Origin of the sequence: Heyndrickxia shackletonii (assembly GCF_001420715.1) — a bacterium.
Classification (GTDB): domain Bacteria; phylum Bacillota; class Bacilli; order Bacillales; family Bacillaceae_C; genus Margalitia; species Margalitia shackletonii.
Genome location: NZ_LJJC01000004.1, coordinates 1,381,637 through 1,399,523, shown reverse-complemented (window position 1 = coordinate 1,399,523; position 17,887 = coordinate 1,381,637). Strand labels below are relative to the sequence as shown.

Genomic DNA, 17,887 nt, shown 5'->3' with positions numbered 1-17,887 from the left:
TGTTAGAAGCCCTATAAAATAAACGCAGGGACACCCTGCGCTTATTCTTTTTTCATTTTGACATATTGCTGTCTAAATACCTGCATTTTTTTATTATCATTTAATTCGGACAGTTCCTTTTCAGTTAGTTTTCCCTCTCCCTTTTGAACAACATACACATCGAGAGTTTTTTTCCCCCATTGCTGATAAACATCATCCACTGTCTCATAATATAAATCCAACCTATTCCCTTGAATAGCGCCACCCTTATCTGCCACTACCCCATATCCATAACCCGGAATAAATAGGATTGTACCAATTGGAAATACATTTAGATCAGCTGCAATAGTAGAATACAAATCCCTCTTTACTTTTACCCCCGAAAAGGTTATCCCATATTCAGGGTCATTCGCATATTTTCCCGTTGACTCTACTCCAGCCGTATAACCTGTAGCCGTTACCGTAACCTTAGGGTATTCCGACCAGTTAAAAGCATCCTCCAATTTTGGCGGATTTCCTTTTACCGGATTACTTGAAGAAATTTTGGTTGCAATGGTATCAATGTGATTTAATGATTTTAAAGAAATGTCTAACGATTTATAGCTATTATTGTGATAAGTTCTGTTGTCATCCGCTCCAGCTTGTCCATTATAGGAATTTTCTATTTCTACATCTACTGTTGCTGCTTTCACCTTAATTCCGGAAAGTGTTTGAAAGGTCGTAAAAACTGCTATACAAAAAAGCACACTCATTAATATTCGTTTTATTGTTTTATTCATTATCATGTTTTTTCACTCCTCCCAAATCTATTACTTTCCCAATCTCATTTAAAATATTCATCAGAAGTGAAAAAAACTTAAAATTCTAACCAATTAGAATAGTGCATCAATATCAGACAAAATTAAAAGCCATTACATAGTAAAGGCTTTAAAACATTCGATATCCTTTTTTTCTCAATGTTTTCATTGTAATACCAGCAACAATGGCACCAATCAATCCACTAATTAATATAATAATGTCGGAAGGGTGAAGAGCAGTTAATTTAACACCTAATTTATGAAAAGCATTGCCAGTATCCGTAAAATAATCAATAAATCGAACATCATCAATAATTAAGATGGCGATGATCGGATACAAAATCGCCATTAACCAAGTCATTCGCAATAACATGTTTAAAATAAAGCCAATTCCAAAAAATAATACAAAAAACAATAGCATTGAAATAATCATTACTGGGATGGACATTTGCTGCATCTATAACACCTCCTACTACGATGCACACTAAAATAAAGTGTACTAAATAGATGTATTATGCGTCAATGAAGAAGATTTGAACAATTTAATAGAAAAGTGTTAGCACTTGCCCATCGGCGTACGGATGAGTGAAAATAGCATTTCCATTTCTTCGAGTAAAATTTGAAATTTTATCAAGTGAATATAGTACTTCCATTTTCACCTGATGTTTTACCCTCAGGGAGGAAACGGAATCCGCTAGTTGATATGCGCTGAAAATAGACAAGGATTTAACTTGAAAAATAATTTGTTTGCTATTTTGCAACAAAAAAGAGTGTCACCGGCATGACACTCTTACACTACCATATAAGGGCATATTTAATTATTTTTTTTGCCTGTGCCACTGCAGCATGGGCATGTTTCGGAACCGCCTAATAAAAGCTGAAAATAACCTTTTCCTGAACAATAGGTACAATTATTTGTATCTGGAGCTGACGTTTTCCTTTTCATTTGTCTAACCACTCCTTTTTTAAAATTTTCTGATAATATATCATCTTTTACCTAAACAGTAAATACCTTATTTCTTTAATGTAAGCGAATACAAATACTCTTTATTCACTCATACCCTTTCAAACTCCAAATTTCGAAATATTTTAAAAAGTTAACTAAAGAAAGCCAGTGGCTACTGCCACCGGCTTTCTTTTTAAAATAATTTAAATTTACCCTTTTTCAATACAAGTGAAGTTCCGCCAACCATAAACAACGCACGGTTATCGACAACCTTCTTCATAAAGGATGCACTAGATCCTTTGATTTTCTTGCCAAATACGACACCTATTGCATCATCTTCTCCAAGAGAGCATACAGTTCCTTTATCATCAAAAACAAATGGTTCTAAATTGTCTTGATGATGGATTAGCTTAGCAAGATTTCGGGCACATACCTCACCTTGCTGCATAGCAATTTGTGCAGTCGGCGGATATGGACGATTACAATCTTCATTAATAATAAGGGAGCAATCGCCAATAACAAAAATATTGTCTTTATCAGGGATACGTAAATCAAGATTTACTTTGACACGGCCGCGCATATTTTCAATTCCTGATTTTTCTATAATGCAATTACCGCGAACACCAGCAGACCATATAACCGTTCCACATTTGATTTCTTGAGGTTCTTCTCCTTTTTTACAAATCAGAACACTATCTTCTCTCACTTCTTGAACCGTTGTACCAGAGTGGAATTCAACACCTTTGCTTTCAAGCAAAGATATGGCATAATCTACTAAATCACGATCAAATTGCGGCAATGCCATAGGAGCGGCATCGACACAAACAATCCGAACTTTCGAACGATCAACATCATATTCTTTGCAAAGTTCTGGAATGCGATTTGTAATTTCTCCCAAAAATTCAATTCCTGTAAATCCAGCACCAGCAACAACAATCGTTAATCGATCATCTTTTTTTTCATCTTCATTATGATAAGTGGCAAATTGATATTCAATATGTTCACGAATTTGACGTGCTGCATTTACATTTGTAATGGCATATGCATACTTATCAAGACCCTTAATACCAAATGTTTCAGAATCCGAACCTAATGCGATGACTAGATAGTCAAATTCGACTTCCCCATTATCTAAAATAACCTTTTTCTCATCCATTCTAATCGCTTCGGCTGTAGCTTGAACAAATTGTACTTTACTCCCATTAATCACTTTTTTTATATCATAGCGAACTCTATCATGATGTAAAGTTCCTGCAGATGCAGCATGCAGCCATGTTGTTTCATAATGATACTCATTTTTATTCACAAGAATAATTTCCGCTTCATTGCTTCCAATAAGCTTTTGAAGACGCGTTACCGTCATTAATCCACCATATCCAGCACCTAAAACAACAATTTTGGGCTTTCTCACTTGTATCACTTCCACCTTTTATTTTTAATTAATGATGGCTATATTATTTCCACCACAATTGTACGCTTATTAACATTTTTAGTATGTGATTTTTTTCACTAATCCGTTCATATCCATAATAAAGGCTGTTTTCGAATATAAAAATTGCATATTTAGAAAAGAGCCATAAAAAAAGACAAAAAAAATTTGTCAAAAAAAAATGAACATAATTCCCTATTACATGATATGCCTTTTATCCCTGTTTTTCAATATATATTTAGGAATATGAAAACTTATGAAGATTCAAAAAAGTTATGTTCGGTTTTGTTCTGTATGTATTAGATTACATGGTGATAGCAGGGATATGATATTATATATAGGAATAATTGTACTAATGGAGGGGTTCTTTTGAAAGAGGATCAAAAAGTTTATGATATAACCATTATCGGAGGAGGACCAACTGGATTATTTACAGCCTTTTACGGTGGTATGCGCCAAACTAGCGTTAAAATTATTGAGAGCCTACCACAATTAGGCGGACAACTATCCACCCTCTATCCCGAAAAATATATTTATGATGTTGCAGGTTTCCCAAAGGTGAAAGCTCAAGATTTAGTTAATAATCTAACAGAGCAGATATCTATGTTTTCTCCAACTATTTGTTTAGACCAAGCTGTTAACGAGGTGGAAAAGCTAGAAGACGGATCTTTTAAGCTTATAACAGACAAAGAAATTCATTATTCCAAGACCATTATTATTACAGCTGGAGTTGGTGCGTTCCAGCCCCGCCGCTTAGAATTGGATAACGCTTCTCAATATGAAGGAAAAAACCTTCATTATTTTGTAAATGATATGAATCAATTTGCAGGTAAGAAAGTGGCAATCCTTGGCGGTGGCGATTCTGCGGTTGATTGGGCACTAATGTTAGAGCCTATTGCTGAGAAAGTTACACTTATCCATCGCAGAGACAAATTCCGTGCTCATGAACATAGTGTTGCAACGCTTGAAGCATCAAAGGTAGAAATAAAAACTCCTTTTGTACCCGTAGAATTAATAGGTGATGAAAATGAGGCAAAACAACTAGTATTAGAAGAAGTAAAAGGAGATAAAAAAGATACAGTTGATTTTGATGCTCTAATTGTTAACTATGGATTTATTTCATCACTAGGACCTATTAAAAATTGGGGATTAGAAATAGAGAAAAACTCCATTGTTGTTAATTCGAAAATGGAGACTAATATCCCTGGTATTTATGCAGCCGGCGATATTTGCACCTTTGATGGCAAGATTAAATTAATTGCTACAGGCTTTGGGGAAGCTCCAACTGCAGTCAGCAATGCGAAGGCCTACATAGATCCAAAATCGCGTCTGCAGCCAATGCATAGTACATCCTTGTTTCCATCATAATTAGAAAAGCGTATGCACATCCTCATCTGCTTTACGATTATTGAAATTTGAAGGCAGCGAGGAACGAGTCGATGATGGCTTATCATAAGGATAAGATCAAGAAATTCGCTAGCCGATATGCTCCGGAGTACCACTTAGACCTTAGACGGAAAAAACTTATAAATTCTAAAATCATCATAATAAAAAGCTGTTGATTTCAATAATCAACAGCTTTTTTATTAACAGGTTTCTGGAGTTCCAGCGTTAGTAGCAGTCTTAAATGAAGATCCGCAGCCGCAAGTTACAAGTGCATTAGGATTATCTATTGTAAATCCGCCGCCCATTAACGAATTTTTATAATCAATTTTCGTTCCTTTTAATAATGGGGCGCTTTCATGATCAACCAAGATGGCAATCCCAAATTGCTCATCTTCATGGTCGCCGTCTTTTTTTTCATGGTCAAATCCCATTCCGTAAGAAAGACCGCTGCAGCCTCCACCATTAATGGATACACGTAAATAGGCTCCCTCTTCCTCATTGTGTTTCATCATATCTTTTACTTGATTTGCAGCCGATTGAGATAAAGTGATAATTTCACCCAACTTGTTACACCTCCGATTTTTTTACCATTAATACTACCTATATATAATAATAAAATACTCGTGTACTTGTTCCATTACTAACTTTTTCTTTATTATATACCCTTTAATGACATCTCTCAACCATTCGAACTTGAACAAACAATATAGTTTATTATTCCATTTTTCCGTTTTCTATTTATAATAAGTATATAGACATACTCCAAATGTCACAGAAATCTATATAAGGTGTTGATACTAATGGGACATTTATCACCTTTCTATGAAAAGAATTTTGAATGTCTACTATGCAAAAACAAGTTCACATCATTAAAAATACGATCCAGCTATGTTAAAGTTGATTTTTACGATAAGGACTTCTGTCCTAACTATAAATCAAAGGAAATAAATCCTGTATTATACAATATATATGTTTGCCCGCATTGTGGGTTTTCTTTTTCTGATGAATTTTCGAAATATATCGTTCCAGCAATAAAAGAAGAATTAAACGAAAAGGTTAGTATGCACTGGAAAACGCAAGATTTTGGGCACGAACGGTCCATTCAGCAAGCCATAAATGCATACAAGCTTGCATCCTATTGTGCAGTGATAAAACGGGAGAAAAAAGTTACTTTGGCTGGTGTATTTTTAAGAATTGCTTGGCTTTATCGTATGAACGAAGATGAGCAAGAACAACGCTTTCTTCAGATGGCTGTTCAGGAATATATTAATTCTTATGTAAATGACGATTTCAGAGGTTCGCAAATGTCTGAATTGAAAATTCTATATTTAATTGCAGAATTACTGCGAAGAACTGGCCAGTATAAAGAAGCCGTTTTTTATTTTTCGAAAGTGCTTGAAAAACAAGCCTCTGCTTCGGAAAGAACAATAGTGGAAATGGCACGTGATCAATGGAATGAAATGCGTAACGTAATGAATCAAGCATAAATAGGTATATAAAAAGGAACAGATCTCTGTTCCTTTTTAAAACATTGGATTTTCTTCCAAATATTTATATATATTTGCCACTAGCTCTTCGGCAGTATCTCCTTTCACATACTCACCGTTCACTAATGCAAACATAGCTTCCCCGCATATATCACAAAAATCCAGACAGCTGTACTCAACAATATCCAGATTTGGGTCTTCTTCCAATATTTCTAAAGCTTTATACGAACCACTTGCAAGATTACTTGCACAAAACTCAATTATTGGATTCAAGATAATCACCTCTCTACCAATGATTATCCTACTCCATTTCAGTTCTATCGTCAACGAGACAGTGTTTAGGTAATCAATCCAACAAAAATAAGAGGACACTTTTGCAAGAATCCTCATCATCGTTTTATTTATCCTTCAGAACTATATCCATATTTTTCCAGTTCTTCATATATGACTTTTAAACGTGGATTTCCTTCTCCAACAACATTTCCCTCTAAAGTGACAACCGGATAGAACATATCCTCTTCCACTACTCTTTTCGCAAACTTTGAAAGCTCTTCCTCATTAGGAGGATTAAAGATATCTACATGCAATATATCAAAAGGCTGATCCGGATACTTTCTGGAAATTGCCGCTCCAAGCCATTCAAACGTTTCCTTTGAGGAAGGTAAATTTACGCAGCTAGCACATAATTGTTCTGCACCATAAACCACAATTTTAACTTGTTTTTTCATTTTTCTCTCCCCTTCTCTCTTTATTTTACACAAGATTTTCAAAAACGGAAGAAGAATTCATCTTCATTCATTGAGAATCAATAATAGATTTTTTTATTTAAACTTATTATAATAAGATTATGGAAAGGAGTCGATTTTAAATGTCTCAAGAAACTATTATTGAACAAGTTCAAGAAGTATTAGATAAATTGCGTCCATTTTTATTGCGTGATGGCGGTGACTGTGAATTAGTTGATGTGGAGGATGGAATTGTGAAACTCCGCTTACTTGGTGCATGCGGAACATGTCCAAGCTCCACCATTACGTTAAAAGCTGGTATTGAACGTGCTTTATTTGAGGAAGTTCCCGGTGTAGTGGAAGTAGAACAAGTATTTTAATAAAAAAAGCGATTCCTTGGGAATCGCCTTTTTTTATTAAAATTAAGAAATCATTAGTTTTCTTTCCTATTCTTTATTGTCTAATCTAAGCAGCCTTCGTTAAGGATTACTCCGATGTGAGCAAAGCACTTCCATTTTTCTACGATGATACATTGAACCAATTTATTTCAGGAATATTCCATATACCAGGATCTCTTCCCATCAAACGATAAAAAGTACCTAAAAAGCTTTCGTATTCAGTAGAATCCCGCTTATATTTATGCAACCGTTCCTCTAACTGTTTATGCTGCTTTTCTGAATTTGTTAAATAATACTGTTCTATACACTCAAAATAATGTAAAGGGAACAAAAGCCTTGCAAAAATTAATCTCCAAGAAAAATTGGATAAGGGGATGATTCCCTCATATTCTTCTAAGAAATTTTGCACATCAGGTAAAAATGATTTGCTTTTCCTAAAATATTGCTGCCGAATCCATTCCGCAATATCTCTGCTGGCGTGGTCAAATACCCAATCAAATGGATTTCTAATCCACATTCTGTTTCCCCAAATCTCGTTATTAAACCGATCATGGCAAACCGTACCAGCATCTATATCAAGGGTTTCCTCATCCAATTCAGTATCCACTAAATACTGAATCGCATTTTCACACATCCCCATATAGTATGGAAAGGTCTCAACAAACATATGATCAAAATCGTTATTCGGATTTTCTTGTACTACTTGATACCATACTTTTTCCAATTGTTCTAGTCTTTTTTCCCAATATATTTTCCATTGTCCAATGCTGCTTGTATGCTGAATTTGAGCTTCTATCGATCGCCCGCGTTGATGAAACTTTGCTAACTTTCTGCCAAGACTTCTTTTTTTAGGGATTTTTGTATAAGAGTTAAATAAGAGGACATAATCCTCTTCATGATGGGTAATTAAAAACTTTTGATCCTTCGAAGCGTAAAATGTCGATACATTTCGATCACCTTGACGGGAAAGATGATCGGACATTAAATATAATTCCACAAGTACTTCTTCCTTTATGTTGGTAACAGGAACAAGAGTATATAAATTGCCTTCTTTTAAATATCTAATATATTTTCCATCAAGAAAAGAAGTTTCAGGCTGGATTTGAAAATATTGCTGCAACAAGTCAACCGACACTCTGACACCTCCTTCAAGAAATAATAAAATCATCTATGGAAGATTACATAAAACCATATTCAATCATATATATGAAGTAACCCCATTAATTATCACGTTGTTCAAAATTACAAGGAATATGAATTTTGAATTTTTCTTTTTTGCCTTGTAAATGAACCAGATTAGGGAAAAATGAGGAATATAAAAATGAAAAAAGGTGGCCAATATGGAAAAAAAACAAGCAATGAATGAATCTGAAACAACAGCACGACTTTGGCTAAAAAAACGAGGAGTTCAAATAGAAGATATTGCGGAGCTTGTTATGTTTTTACAAAAGAAATATCATCCGGATTTAAATTTGAAGGAATGCATTGAGAATGTTGAGCGTGTTATTTCAAAGCGCGAGGTTCAAAACGCAATATTAACCGGTATTCAAATGGATATGTTAGCAGAAAAAGGATTATTAGACGAGCCATTACAATCCATAATAGCAGTGGATGAAAGTCTTTATGGTGTAGATGAAATTCTCGCATTTTCGATTGTCAATGTATATGGTTCCATTGGTTTTACAAATTACGGTTATATTGACAAATTAAAACCTGGAATACTAAAAAAATTAAATGATCATTCAAGCGGGAACTGTCATACCTTTTTAGATGATATTGTGGGTGCAATTGCTGCAGCCGCTTCCAGTAGACTAGCCCATCGTGCTGATAATGAATAGAAACAAGGCGTGTAAATTTATTACACGCCTGTTTTTGTTAAATATTCCATTCTGATAGTGATTCAATTGAATAGGTTGGTTGAATTTCTTTCTCTTTCAGTTGTTCTTTAGTTGTTACACCCGTATGCACTAACAAGGTATCCATCCCACTTCGTATCCCTGCCATAATATCGGTATCATAAAAATCCCCTACCATAATGGTTTCCTCTTTTTTAGTTCCTAAAAAAGCCAATGCTTGTTCCATTATAATTGATTCTGGTTTTCCAATAAAAACAGGCTCTGTTTGGGTTGACACTGTAATGACAGACGTTATAGATCCATTTCCGGGCAAAAATCCTCTTTCGGTAGGAAGAGCGATATCCGCATTTGTAGAAATAAACGTTGCTCCACTTCTAACCGCCAAACAAGCGAGCGATAATTTTTCATAATTAATTTCACGGTCAATGCCTACTACGACGAAATCAGGATGCTCATCTTTGAATTGAAATCCCTTCTTTTGCAAGGCATCTTTTATTCCCTCTTCCCCAATTACATAAATAGAGGCATGCGGTTTTAATTCATAAATATATTGTGCAGTTGCCATGGAAGTCGTAAATACTTGGTTTGGTGTGGCGGGAATTTCAAAATCATTTAGTTTTTTTGCAACCTGTTCCGGTGTTCTTGAGGAATTATTTGTTACAAACAAATATGGTATGCCTTTTTTATGTAACCGATAAATAAAATCTGAAGCTTCCTCTATTTTTTCCGTTCCCCGATACATTGTCCCATCCAAATCAATTAAATATCCTTGATAATTTTTCATTATGCCGGCTCCTTTTCCAAGTGTAAATGCACAAGCGCCGAAACTATAGTGCACGGATTTCGTAGTCATAGGCATGACTAAAGAAAACATCGAGGTCGTTCAAAAGCTAGTGAAATTAACACTTCAAATTTCACTTGATGCCCTTACTCACAGTAAGGAGAAATCCGCTTGCCAACGGCTACTTGCGGCTAGACATAGACATCTTCTTAAAACCGTTATCCGTCATTTTAGTAAAAGCAAGAAAAACGCTTTCATTATGAAAGCGTTAACTAGCTTTTGAATGCTGATACAGGACCTAACTCATTTGTTAAATAGTCTCTTACCCTTTTCGGAAATTCCTCTAAAGATGGCGCACATTCTAAGAAAGTTTCCAATAATTCTTTATGATTTACGTTTATATATTGCTGCACAAGTATTTTTCTATATAAAATCACCTTTAGTAAGCTTTTAGACATTTCATCTGTTATTACTTTTTCATCTGTTAGAATGTCCAAAATATCTTCATAGCTTCCAGGGTCGCGCATAATAAATCCATCAATCATGGCATTTCCCACATCTAGAATCGATTCGATAATGGTATGTGTTAATCTTTCTAATGCTAGTTGCTCGATTTCATTTTTCCAATTCCCATTTGCTTGAAGCAATTTTACTTTATCCTCGAAGTATTGTAAGGTTTCTTCTATTTTTTCACGATCTACAAAATACATCTAATAACACCCTTCCATTTTCCACTTCGATATTATTTTATCATAATAATGTTAGGATATCTTTATTTGCGGATTGAATGATTAGACTGAACAAAACATAAGCATAATAAATAATCTAACCCGCATATTCTTGGAGCAATTTTTCAAACTCTTTGTGCTACAAAATAAGCACAGCCGAAATTACAATATTCGTACAGATATTCAGACAGCACGCTTATTTTTGTATCAAAAGTTGCCTTTGGGTTATCGTCAGCAAAAAAACCCTTAAGTCGCAACTGACCATATCCCCAATCCCCTACAATATAATCATATTTAGTCAAAATATCACTATATCGAGCACGAAATGCTTCTTCATTAAAGCCATTTCGAAAATCTTTTATGACTTCATAACAATAATTATTAACACAAATCATTGTGGATCACCTCATCCTTTACTATATCCCCTGAGGAATAATTACCTATAAGCTAGAGCAAGTTCATTACATCCTTACTTTCTAATTTAAATTATAACTAATTCCCCATCAATTACTAAGAGAAAAATAAAAAAACGTGCGCACTATAACCATTAAGGGGGTGCTTATTTTGAACAAAAAAATCATTACTGCAACAATGTTAAGCATGGCGCTGCTTGCTGCTTGTAGTAATAATAATAATGGCAAAAATGTCGCGGAAAATCCCGCTGTATATAAAAAAAATGGAAACACGGTTAATAGAAATGAACGTGTAGATATGTATAATAAAGGGCTTGAAAAAACAAGTGCAGATAGACAGAATGAATTCGGCTATGTTCGTCATGTTAAAAGTCCTGTTCCCGGCCAAAATATTAAATACCAAGATATTTATACGTTAAATCGGGAAAAAGTAGCCGATGCCATTAGTAAATTAGCTGTAACAAACCCAAAAGTACATGATGCTGCAACGTTGGTAACAGATGAAGAGGTTTTAATTTGGTACAAAACCGATGCTAAATCAAAAAAGGACAGAAATAATGTAGCCGATCAAGTGAAAAAAACGGCGTTTTCCACAGTCCCTCGATGGTATCATGTTTATGTTACTGATAATCCAACATTAAAGCAATATGTTGAGAATATTTCCTATATGAAATCCAGTGATGCTAATAAAGAAAGGGTTATTAGACAAACAGTAAAGATGATGTTAGACAGTTCACCGCAAGGATATAAGATGAGCACTGGGGAGAATGAAAACGGGGAATCCAAGGATATAAATAATGGAAAGATGGAAGATACTGATAATCTTCATGAGCAGCATGATAATGGTAATTTATAAACATTAACTGCGTCTAGATAAGGCGCAGTTTTTTATCTTTCTTCATCTTATTAGCATTATTATTAATGTCCTTCCATTATTTGATACAAATGAAAAAGGACTTCCGACACAAACTATGTTTAGTATTTGAAACAAGGAGGCGGAACCGCTTGCGCATTATTACTTGTTCTCTTATATTTTTCTTGTTATTTGCTTCACCTAACATCTCTTTTGGCAAGGAAATGTCTGAGGAGGAAGCTTATCAAAAGAGAATGGAGCTTTATAAGCGTGTAGAGCTTACTACACAAATTCCCTGGTATTACATCGCTGCTGTTGATCATTATGAAAGAAGTATTAGATTTGTAAGGAAAGACATTCCAAAGCCTGGTGGAATTACTGGCATTTATATAAAACCAGTTCAGTGGGCTGGATGGTTAAATCCCAATCAAACCAATCCATCCCTTCCATCTATTGAACTTTTTAATGGATTTGGGATAGACGGTAATGGTGACGGAAAAGCGAATATGAACGATGACGAGGATATTATTTATTCCTTTGCTAACTATATATTAAAATATGGAATAGATGAAGATCATTTCCGTATTGCCTTGTGGAATTATTATAAACGGGATAGAGCAGTTGGTTTAATTATGGAGAAAGCCAAATTGTACAGACACTTTGGTAAATTAGATTTAAATGCTAAAACTTTTCCGATTCCGCACCGTTTTAATTACAGCTATCGAGATACATGGGGAGATCGACGCGGCTGGGGAGGACGCAGAATCCATGAAGGAACCGATATATTTGCAGGTTATGGGGTTCCTGTTCGCTCTACCTGTTACGGCATTGTCGAATTAAAGGGCTGGAATAAATTTGGAGGATGGAGAGTTGGAATACGTGATATAAACAATACGTATCATTATTTTGCCCATCTAAATGGGTATGCAAAGGATTTACATGTAGGACAAATTGTGGAGCCTGGTATGCTTATCGGAAGTGTTGGCAGCACAGGCTACGGACCACCAGGTACATCCGGAAAATTCCCACCTCATTTACATTATGGAATGTATAAGGATAATGGATATAGTGAATGGTCCTTTGATCCTTACCCGCATTTGCGACAATGGGAATGGTCAGACAGGAAAAAGAGAAAGAATTAAAGCTTCAGGTTTGAACCTGAAGCTTTATTATTTTTTTGGTGGTAATTGTATGGTTGGAGTTGATGAACCACCATTATAATATTGCGGCGGATCATAAGGGATAACTCCATTAAAAAGAGTAATTTTTTGTTTATATGGACTCTCTTTTGTATCAAATGGAATAATAGTTTGAACATTGACCGTTAATTGGATATATACATTTGCCGAAATGTGATTAATTCCAACCTGTGTATAATGGGAAATTAAATCTGCTTGAACATCCCCAATTACTTGGAGTTTAATGGGGATCTTGGGACCTAAGTTTCCTAATAAAGCATTATCCGTTGCACGCCCAATTGGTATCGAATATATAAGTCCATCTGAATCATGGGTAATTCCATATTTAGATAATGTCTCAGTTATCCCCGCCTCACGCCCATTCAGAACAGATTGGATAATGTCCTGAGCTTTTTGCTCGATTTTATTACTAATCGCGGGATTAGTAATAAAGTAATTGTTTTCCTTATTCGTAACGACAATTTTTTCAGGGTCAATTTCATCCTGTATTTGCCTTTTTGCATAGTTTACAGCTTCTTCTGCAATTTTTCGATTTTGACTCTCAGCATATTTAATTAATGTCGGGGCAAGGCCTTTATTCACAATCCAAATTCCTAAAACAGTGGATAATATAAAAAATACAAATGTCAGAAGTAACACATAGCGTAACGGCAAAGGACCTCCTCGCCGGGGTTTACGAGCTCGAAATTTAGCCAAAAAAATCCCCCCTTACAAGCTATGTGTATGCTTGTTTGGAGGATAAAATTATCATTGTTTTAGATCATTTTCAGAAGTGCATCTTTGCCAATCATTCCAACCTGAATACCGAGATTTTCTGCCTCCCATGTAATGGACTCGAGTGGAGCATTTAATAATTCGTCGATTGTTTTCACTCCAACCGCTCTTCCGGCAATAATTTTCCGATCTTTAAGATTGTTATTTAATAGCGAAACATCTAATGCACCACACATAATATATCCTTTATCATTTGAAACAGTTAATAGAGTCGTTTTAGGAAGTTTTACTGTGGTCGCAATAAACGTATGACCACCGATTTCAACTGGTGTAATCGTAACCAATGTTTTACCGCTCCTTTACTGAAATGAAATCTAATAAGTTTAACTTTTATTAACATCTCTATGTAAAGGACAATAAATGGTTGCTTGCCTATTTTATTTTTCGCTATACATCTTTTGTAATTTCCACATCATCACGTCCCGAATAAATTCCGGCATAAAATACTTTTTCTTAGCATCTAAAAGTTCAGGAAAAAAATGTCCAAATGTATACATATCAACTGTTCCAAGTTTATATATTTTTTGCTCCTCCATTTTAAAGCCATTTATATAAACAGTTTGATGATCTAACAGGATATTATGATAAATAAAATTTCCAAGGACTTTTCCTCTAAATCCTAAACCCTTTAATTCCAATGGAGGCCATTTTGGATTTAGTGTCTGCAGAATAACCTCTTTTAGTTCAGCACCAGATAACTCAATTAAACATGGATTTATGGGGTGCGGAAGGATGGAATGAATATCAAATCTTGTTATCGGTCCTTTTTCCAAGTTTCCAAGCAGGAGTCCAGCATTAATGAGAGCACAATCTGATCTGCACCATTCATTAATAGCCTCACACAACATCTGCGGCAAAGGAGAAGGCTTAAACCATTCTGTCTGTAGTGTCTTAGGTACATCAACAAGAAAGGAATTTAAGAGTCTTTTCCCTTTTTCCTGAAATGAAGTAACAATAAGTTCCTCTTCTTCTAATGATGGTAAAAATTTGGTTTCATATAACAATGCTTTCTTTCTCAATACTTTTTTACTTTCTATATCAATATCCAGAGTAACCGTACCAACATAGTATCCATGTTTTCCTGCTGCTGCCAACAATGTGTCGGATATATATTTTCCTTCGGGAAGTACATGATGAGTATGGCCGCCTAATATAATGTCTATTTCAGGATGAAGGCTTGCAATTTTTTCATCGTCGTGAATTCCTAAATGGGATAATAGGATAATAATATCCGCCTCTTGTTTAAGGCTTTGAAGTTCCGCTTCTAACTCTGGAATAGGTGCCGTTAAATGCCAACCAAGTATTTCGTACAATTTCCCAAAATAAGCTGTTACGGCCAAAACACCGATTTTTATCCCGTTTTTTGTATAGTAAATTTTCGAAGGCATTGCCCACTTAGGTCTATTTCCCGATTTCTCAAATAAATTAGCAACTAGGACATCAAATGAGGCATCCTGATAGAGTGTATTTAATTCATCATATGCCAAAGTAATTCCCTCATTATTGCCTATTGTTACTGCAGTATAATCCAATTCATTCAATAGCTGGACGTTTCCTTTTCCAAAAGTCCCTTCCGTATAAGGATGCCAACGATCTACGTGGTCTCCAATATCGAATAGAAAAAAATTCTGATGAAGAGATTTTCCCTTTTGCAGGAAGGAACTTATTTTTGGCCAGTTTTCAAAATGACTATGGATATCATTTGTATGATATATATGAACTTGTTCAATCATTAAGATACTCCTTAAAACAAATCTAATTGACGCGGCGCCAATCCTTCGTACTCTATTCCTAATAATTCCATAAATTGCTTAGCATTATCTGCTGCATCTCCGCCAGAGTTATTGTTAAAAATAATATAGATATCCTTCGATTGCTTTTTTAAAACCTGAAGTTTCTCTATCCAATCCAACAATTCTTCTTTATTATACCGATACAAATAGCGAACCTCACGCCAGTCCCCTTGATTAGGTCTCTTCCATCCATACACATTTCTTCCATGAAAACGAATAAGCGTTTTATCCGATTGGCTTGCCGTTAAAACTATAGGTATAGAGCCATCCCCTGCTTGTGGCTCATCACAAATACTATGGATCCATCCTTCCTCTTTCATAAAGGTAAGAGTTCCTTCTTTAAATTGCGGAGTAAACCATGATTGATGGCGAAATTCTAGCGCTACTGGAATATCTCCCATCTTTTGTTTACAAAAGCGCAAATAATTTACATTTTCTTTTGTACAACGGAACCAGGGTGGAAATTGGAAAAGTACCATTGCTAACTTTTCAGACTGTTGATAGGGAATGAGCGATTGTATAAATGCTTGAAACATTTCCTCTTTTGACTGGTAAGGTATGGAACCTCTTTCGTGCCCTGTCATCCCTTGATAGGCTTTTACGATAAATTGAAAGGTGTTAGGTGTGTCTTCTATCCATTTAACGGCGTTTCTTTCGGGTTGAATCGCAAAAAAAGACGCATCTACCTCAACAATAGGAAAATGCCCAGCATATTCTCTTAATTTGTTTTTTGGTGCTGTACCATTTTTATAAAGGGAATCATGATCTCCCCATCCAGCAAGGCCGATGTAAATCATAAAATCACCTACATTTCTTACGAATCATTTTACCATAATAATGAATAAAAAAAACTCGCATGAACATTTGTTCATACGAGTTTTCGATTCTTCTTATCCAATTGAACCTTCCATTTCGAACTTGATAAGACGGTTCATTTCTACCGCATATTCCATTGGTAGTTCTTTTGTAAATGGCTCGATAAAGCCCATAACAATCATTTCTGTTGCTTCTTGTTCAGATACACCGCGGCTCATTAAGTAGAAGAGTTGTTCTTCTGATACTTTTGATACCTTTGCTTCGTGCTCTAATGAAATATTGTCATTTAATATTTCATTATATGGAATCGTATCGGATGTAGATTGATTATCCATAATTAATGTATCACATTCGATATTTGCTCTGGCACCGTCTGCTTTACGTCCAAAATGAACAATCCCGCGATACGTTACTTTACCGCCATGCTTTGAAATGGATTTAGATACGATTGTAGAAGACGTATTAGGCGCTAAGTGCATCATTTTTGCACCTGCATCTTGATGCTGTCCTTTACCTGCTATCGCAATAGAAAGGGTCATACCGCGAGCGCCTTCTCCTTTTAAAATAACAGCAGGATATTTCATCGTTAATTTAGAACCGATGTTACCGTCAATCCATTCCATTGTGGCATTTTCTTCACATACAGCACGTTTTGTTACTAAGTTATAAACGTTATTGGCCCAGTTTTGAATCGTTGTATAACGGCAATAAGCATTTTTCTTAATAATAATTTCTACTACGGCACTGTGAAGGGAATTAGTTGTATAAACTGGCGCTGTACATCCCTCTACATAATGAACATGAGCACCCTCATCTACGATAATTAAAGTACGTTCAAATTGTCCCATATTTTCTGAGTTAATTCGGAAATAGGCTTGAAGTGGAGTTTCCACCTTTACACCTTTAGGAACATAGATGAAAGATCCACCTGACCAAACAGCTGAGTTTAACGCAGCAAATTTATTATCAGTAGGCGGAATTACCGAAGCCCAATGTTCACGGAAGATATCTTCATTTTCACGTAAAGCGGAATCAGTATCCTTGAAAATAATACCCATTTTTTCAAGGTCTTCCTTCATGTTATGATAAACTACTTCAGATTCATATTGTGCAGAAACCCCTGCTAGATATTTTTGCTCGGCTTCAGGAATCCCTAATTTATCAAAGGTATTTTTAATTTCTTCCGGTACTTCATCCCAAGTACGTCCTTGCGCCTCTGATGGTTTTACATAGTAAGTAATTTCATCAAAGTTTAAGCCGGACAAATCTCCACCCCATTGAGGCATTGGTTTATTATAAAAATGCTCCAATGATTTAAGACGGAAGTCTAACATCCATTGTGGTTCATTTTTCATTTTAGATATCTCTTCGACAATTTCACGTGTTAACCCACGTTTTGAACGGAATACCGAAACGTCTTTATCATGAAAGCCGTATTTATAATCGCCGATTTCAGGCATTTTTTTTGCCATTCCAATCATTCCTCCCTTGCTTTGTCTAGCTTCAGCGCGTATCGACTAGCGGATT

The 17,887-nt window shown here is 35.3% G+C and carries 23 protein-coding genes; 7 read left to right on the top strand and 16 right to left on the bottom strand.

The window, feature by feature from the left end:
* Positions 1 to 41: 41 nt before the first annotated feature.
* The 4 genes from spsC to AN964_RS06530 all read right to left on the bottom strand — a co-directional run bounded on the left by spsC (position 42) and on the right by AN964_RS06530 (position 3,133).
* Complete coding sequence (gene spsC / locus AN964_RS06545; RefSeq protein ID WP_083489245.1) at positions 42 to 764, bottom strand: stationary phase survival protein SpsC; 723 nt, start codon at positions 762 to 764, stop codon at positions 42 to 44.
* A gap of 142 nt (positions 765 to 906) precedes the next feature.
* Positions 907 to 1,233: a YuiB family protein gene (locus AN964_RS06540; protein ID WP_055738931.1), complete on the bottom strand. Its 327-nt coding sequence runs from the start codon at positions 1,231 to 1,233 to the stop codon at positions 907 to 909.
* A gap of 357 nt (positions 1,234 to 1,590) precedes the next feature.
* Positions 1,591 to 1,722, bottom strand: coding sequence for a YuiA family protein (locus tag AN964_RS26280; RefSeq protein ID WP_161809218.1), 132 nt, complete (start codon positions 1,720 to 1,722; stop codon positions 1,591 to 1,593).
* 193 nt (positions 1,723 to 1,915) lie between these two features.
* Positions 1,916 to 3,133, bottom strand: a complete 1,218-nt coding sequence (locus AN964_RS06530) for an NAD(P)/FAD-dependent oxidoreductase (RefSeq protein ID WP_055738929.1) — start codon at positions 3,131 to 3,133, stop codon at positions 1,916 to 1,918.
* Between the two features lie 387 nt (positions 3,134 to 3,520).
* Between AN964_RS06530 and AN964_RS06525 the strand changes: the two genes are divergently transcribed.
* A complete protein-coding gene (locus AN964_RS06525; RefSeq protein ID WP_055738928.1) occupies positions 3,521 to 4,519 on the top strand; it encodes an NAD(P)/FAD-dependent oxidoreductase in 999 nt (332 codons plus the stop codon).
* A 218-nt stretch (positions 4,520 to 4,737) separates the two neighbouring features.
* Here AN964_RS06525 and AN964_RS06520 read toward each other — a convergent pair whose 3' ends face one another.
* Positions 4,738 to 5,100: a HesB/IscA family protein gene (locus tag AN964_RS06520; RefSeq protein ID WP_055738927.1), complete on the bottom strand. Its 363-nt coding sequence runs from the start codon at positions 5,098 to 5,100 to the stop codon at positions 4,738 to 4,740.
* Between the two features lie 237 nt (positions 5,101 to 5,337).
* Here AN964_RS06520 and AN964_RS06515 point away from each other — a divergent pair, with 237 nt between their 5' ends.
* Positions 5,338 to 6,024 (top strand): DUF2225 domain-containing protein, encoded by a 687-nt coding sequence (locus tag AN964_RS06515; RefSeq protein ID WP_055738926.1) that lies wholly within the window; start codon positions 5,338 to 5,340, stop codon positions 6,022 to 6,024.
* A gap of 36 nt (positions 6,025 to 6,060) precedes the next feature.
* On the opposite strand, the gene AN964_RS06510 is transcribed toward AN964_RS06515, so the two are convergent.
* Positions 6,061 to 6,300 carry a YuzB family protein gene (locus AN964_RS06510; RefSeq protein ID WP_055741159.1) on the bottom strand — a complete coding sequence of 80 codons (240 nt, stop codon included), beginning with the start codon at positions 6,298 to 6,300 and terminating at the stop codon, positions 6,061 to 6,063.
* A 125-nt stretch (positions 6,301 to 6,425) separates the two neighbouring features.
* Positions 6,426 to 6,752 carry a YuzD family protein gene (locus tag AN964_RS06505; protein ID WP_055738925.1) on the bottom strand — a complete coding sequence of 109 codons (327 nt, stop codon included), beginning with the start codon at positions 6,750 to 6,752 and terminating at the stop codon, positions 6,426 to 6,428.
* 140 nt (positions 6,753 to 6,892) lie between these two features.
* Between AN964_RS06505 and AN964_RS06500 the strand changes: the two genes are divergently transcribed.
* Positions 6,893 to 7,129: a NifU family protein gene (locus AN964_RS06500; protein ID WP_055738924.1), complete on the top strand. Its 237-nt coding sequence runs from the start codon at positions 6,893 to 6,895 to the stop codon at positions 7,127 to 7,129.
* A 139-nt stretch (positions 7,130 to 7,268) separates the two neighbouring features.
* Here the strand turns inward: AN964_RS06500 and yutH are convergent, their stop codons facing one another.
* Positions 7,269 to 8,282 carry a spore coat putative kinase YutH gene (gene yutH / locus AN964_RS06495; protein WP_055738923.1) on the bottom strand — a complete coding sequence of 338 codons (1,014 nt, stop codon included), beginning with the start codon at positions 8,280 to 8,282 and terminating at the stop codon, positions 7,269 to 7,271.
* Between the two features lie 205 nt (positions 8,283 to 8,487).
* On the opposite strand from yutH, the gene AN964_RS06490 reads away from it, so the two are divergent.
* Positions 8,488 to 8,985 (top strand): phosphatidylglycerophosphatase A family protein, encoded by a 498-nt coding sequence (locus AN964_RS06490; RefSeq protein ID WP_055738922.1) that lies wholly within the window; start codon positions 8,488 to 8,490, stop codon positions 8,983 to 8,985.
* 37 nt (positions 8,986 to 9,022) lie between these two features.
* Here the strand turns inward: AN964_RS06490 and AN964_RS06485 are convergent, their stop codons facing one another.
* Positions 9,023 to 9,787 carry a TIGR01457 family HAD-type hydrolase gene (locus AN964_RS06485; protein WP_055738921.1) on the bottom strand — a complete coding sequence of 255 codons (765 nt, stop codon included), beginning with the start codon at positions 9,785 to 9,787 and terminating at the stop codon, positions 9,023 to 9,025.
* A gap of 73 nt (positions 9,788 to 9,860) precedes the next feature.
* On the opposite strand from AN964_RS06485, the gene AN964_RS25985 reads away from it, so the two are divergent.
* Positions 9,861 to 10,067: a hypothetical protein gene (locus tag AN964_RS25985; RefSeq protein ID WP_152982359.1), complete on the top strand. Its 207-nt coding sequence runs from the start codon at positions 9,861 to 9,863 to the stop codon at positions 10,065 to 10,067.
* Here the strand turns inward: AN964_RS25985 and AN964_RS06480 are convergent.
* On the bottom strand, positions 10,057 to 10,494 hold the full coding sequence (locus tag AN964_RS06480) for a DUF86 domain-containing protein (protein WP_055738920.1): 438 nt from the start codon (positions 10,492 to 10,494) through the stop codon (positions 10,057 to 10,059). The two genes, AN964_RS25985 and AN964_RS06480, sit on opposite strands and share 11 nt — an antisense overlap.
* Before the next feature lie 143 nt (positions 10,495 to 10,637).
* A complete protein-coding gene (locus tag AN964_RS06475; protein ID WP_055738919.1) occupies positions 10,638 to 10,907 on the bottom strand; it encodes a YutD family protein in 270 nt (89 codons plus the stop codon).
* 169 nt (positions 10,908 to 11,076) lie between these two features.
* Here AN964_RS06475 and AN964_RS06470 point away from each other — a divergent pair, with 169 nt between their 5' ends.
* Positions 11,077 to 11,781 (top strand): YhcN/YlaJ family sporulation lipoprotein, encoded by a 705-nt coding sequence (locus tag AN964_RS06470; protein ID WP_055738918.1) that lies wholly within the window; start codon positions 11,077 to 11,079, stop codon positions 11,779 to 11,781.
* Between the two features lie 221 nt (positions 11,782 to 12,002).
* On the top strand, positions 12,003 to 12,920 hold the full coding sequence (locus AN964_RS06465) for a M23 family metallopeptidase (protein ID WP_437177110.1): 918 nt from the start codon (positions 12,003 to 12,005) through the stop codon (positions 12,918 to 12,920).
* Positions 12,921 to 12,947: 27 nt separating this feature from the next.
* On the opposite strand, the gene yunB is transcribed toward AN964_RS06465, so the two are convergent.
* The 5 genes from yunB to sufB all read right to left on the bottom strand — a co-directional run bounded on the left by yunB (position 12,948) and on the right by sufB (position 17,832).
* Positions 12,948 to 13,673 (bottom strand): sporulation protein YunB, encoded by a 726-nt coding sequence (yunB, locus tag AN964_RS06460; protein ID WP_055738916.1) that lies wholly within the window; start codon positions 13,671 to 13,673, stop codon positions 12,948 to 12,950.
* 59 nt (positions 13,674 to 13,732) lie between these two features.
* Positions 13,733 to 14,035, bottom strand: a complete 303-nt coding sequence (locus AN964_RS06455) for a YunC family protein (protein ID WP_055738915.1) — start codon at positions 14,033 to 14,035, stop codon at positions 13,733 to 13,735.
* 93 nt (positions 14,036 to 14,128) lie between these two features.
* Positions 14,129 to 15,484, bottom strand: coding sequence for a bifunctional metallophosphatase/5'-nucleotidase (locus AN964_RS06450; RefSeq protein WP_055738914.1), 1,356 nt, complete (start codon positions 15,482 to 15,484; stop codon positions 14,129 to 14,131).
* An 11-nt stretch (positions 15,485 to 15,495) separates the two neighbouring features.
* Entirely contained in the window at positions 15,496 to 16,341 is an 846-nt protein-coding gene (locus AN964_RS06445; RefSeq protein ID WP_055738913.1) for a DUF72 domain-containing protein, read from the bottom strand.
* Between the two features lie 93 nt (positions 16,342 to 16,434).
* Positions 16,435 to 17,832, bottom strand: a complete 1,398-nt coding sequence (gene sufB / locus AN964_RS06440; protein WP_055738912.1) for a Fe-S cluster assembly protein SufB — start codon at positions 17,830 to 17,832, stop codon at positions 16,435 to 16,437.
* Positions 17,833 to 17,887 lie beyond the last annotated feature (55 nt).